The sequence below is a fragment of the Flavobacterium sp. PL12 genome (genome assembly GCF_039123485.1).
Lineage (GTDB): Bacteria > Bacteroidota > Bacteroidia > Flavobacteriales > Flavobacteriaceae > Flavobacterium > Flavobacterium weaverense.
Window position 1 is genome coordinate 1 of the sequence record NZ_JBANDI010000054.1, and the last position, 2,287, is coordinate 2,287.

The 2,287-nt window shown below is 30.3% G+C and carries 2 protein-coding genes; both read right to left on the reverse strand.

Going from position 1 to position 2,287, the window contains the following annotated elements; genetic code table 11:
- Positions 1 to 171: 171 nt before the first annotated feature.
- The gene (locus RCH19_RS14630; protein WP_343023851.1) at positions 172 to 681 is read right to left on the reverse strand and encodes a hypothetical protein; all 510 of its coding nucleotides are present in this window, start codon (positions 679 to 681) and stop codon (positions 172 to 174) included.
- Between the two features lie 211 nt (positions 682 to 892).
- Positions 893 to 1,900 (reverse strand): dienelactone hydrolase family protein, encoded by a 1,008-nt coding sequence (locus RCH19_RS14635; RefSeq protein WP_343023852.1) that lies wholly within the window; start codon positions 1,898 to 1,900, stop codon positions 893 to 895.
- Between the last annotated feature and the right edge of the window lie 387 nt (positions 1,901 to 2,287).

Here is a 2,287-nt window from a genome sequence, read left to right on the forward strand (position 1 = left end):
TCTCCGATTTTAGCCAGGAAACTGGAAAATAAAACTAAAAAAAAACTATCTTAAGTTTTTGAAAAAGTTGTCTTAACAAAGGGTCGCATCATATACAGAGTTAGATAACAGGAAATAATGACTATAAATATTATTTACAACAATTAAATCACTTGTTCCATGGCAAATGTCTTAACGTAGTTTGTACTTTGAAAGAACTAAGGTATCATATCTAACTTCCTTTTTTGTCAACATGCCAAAGGTTTTAAATTTGATTATTGTATCTTTCTTCAGTACCGCTTTTTGATTTATATATTCTCCGCCGCCATATTGCTCGTAATACTGATACACCAAATTATCATCGACCGTTTTAAAGTATCCTATTCTTGACGCATTTTTCCATGAGCTAATACTATCTATTTTTGAAACATTGGAATCTTCTATTGCAAACAAAATCATCTTACCATCTGGATAAAAACCTATGAAAGATTTTAAAGTAGAATTTTCATATTTTGATTTTCCGGAATACGTATATAAATACTCTGTGTTTAACAACGGAGTAGGAGTAAACTTCTTTTTCGACATAGTGAATTTGGGGTTTTTAGGTCTAAGAACTCCATTTGACAACCATACATTTTTAGTACAACTCATTAAAAGTAAGAACGTAAGTACAGAGAAGATTTTTAAGTTTAATTTAATCATTGACATCTGTTTTGATTTTTTATAGCAATGTTTCGAATAGCAGAAATGATTTGTATTTTTCATCTAATGGTTTTTATACTATCGATGTTTCGGACATTGAAGCTCCAGTATTGGACAGATTTCCGAGCAGAAAATTTCGATATTTCCTAAACTTTGTAAGAATCATAAATATTCAATTTAGCGCTAAACGCGTGATATTTTTAAACAGATATTATCGGGTATTGTTGTCTTCTACCCATGATAAAAATTCCTTAAACACGTCTGTCCAATGCGACTCCCAACTTTCGTTTTCGTTAGTAGGAACTTTATTAAAGGAATGGTCATATTGAGGATAAATTTTAAAAGTTAAGTTTGTTTTTCTATGATTTAAAAACTCTATTGGAATTAATAGACCTGATTCAACTGGAACAGATTCGTCTTTTGCACCTAATGCAACAAAAAGTGGTTTGTCAATTTTTAATAGGTTGTCGATTGCTGGCTCAGAAAACTGACTCCATCTTCGATACGTATTTTCTTGCCATATATTAGTTATTGAAGTAGCATTTGCTTGAATGTTTTTAATTTCATTAAATAAAGAATCCATTTTGACTTTTGCTGTTTTCTCATCAATTTTGTTTTCACTTACTTGCTTTCTAATGAATAAAGCAAAATCATAAAATTGTGTATTTCCGCCGCCTGACCAAAATCCAATGTGAGTGATTTTTTTATTAATTGTCCCGAGTTTCGCTACAACATCACTTCCTTCAGAATGGCCAATTGTTAGAATCTTTTTGACATTTTTAATTCGTTTGGAAACAATATCATTTATAACGGCATCATTTTGCCAAACTCTATAATTTAAACCTTCGTTTTCAAAAAAGCATTTTGGAGGTTTAAATTCTTTATTTGTAATGGAGAAAGGGATACATTTTTTTGAAACAACTACAAATGCATATTTTTTAGGAATTTCATCTAAATTAAAAGGTATTTGACTAGCTATACTTGTTGATTTGTCGTCTTGTTTTATCGTAAACAGAGGTTGTGAACCTGAACCATGGATAAAAAGGATGAAATTATGCACTTCGTCTAAATTTTTTTTGGAATAAATATGATAGTTAATTGTATCGTTATTCTTTTTAATAGAAAAATGTTTATACTCATCTGGCTTTGGATAGAATTGGCCAAACGTCAAATTTGCACAAAGGAAAACAAATAGAAAATTTATATAGTTTTTTTTCATATAATATTTATTTTAAAAGGCAGGTAAGGTCTCTGCGATTGCCGTGTTGGTGGCAGTAGGAGCATAGTGCTTTCTCTCTTAACGAAGATATGATTTAAAACTTTAATTCCTCGAAAACCTCAATCTCGCAGAATGAATTATATGCACTGTTCTTTCTTCAATAATATTCAATTTCGTATTTGCATTTCTCATCAGTTTCGTAGCGAAAATTGAGATGGTTATCGTCTATCTCTTTTTGCATTGTCTGTAACGTCAGTCTGTGAAAAAACTTCCGTTTTGTTCTTTCAAAAATAGTCAAATTATTTTATTAAAAGGAAGAAAAGTTGTATATTTAATAATGCAACACATCACAGGAATACCGCGCAACCAAATGTGTTTTTCTAGTTT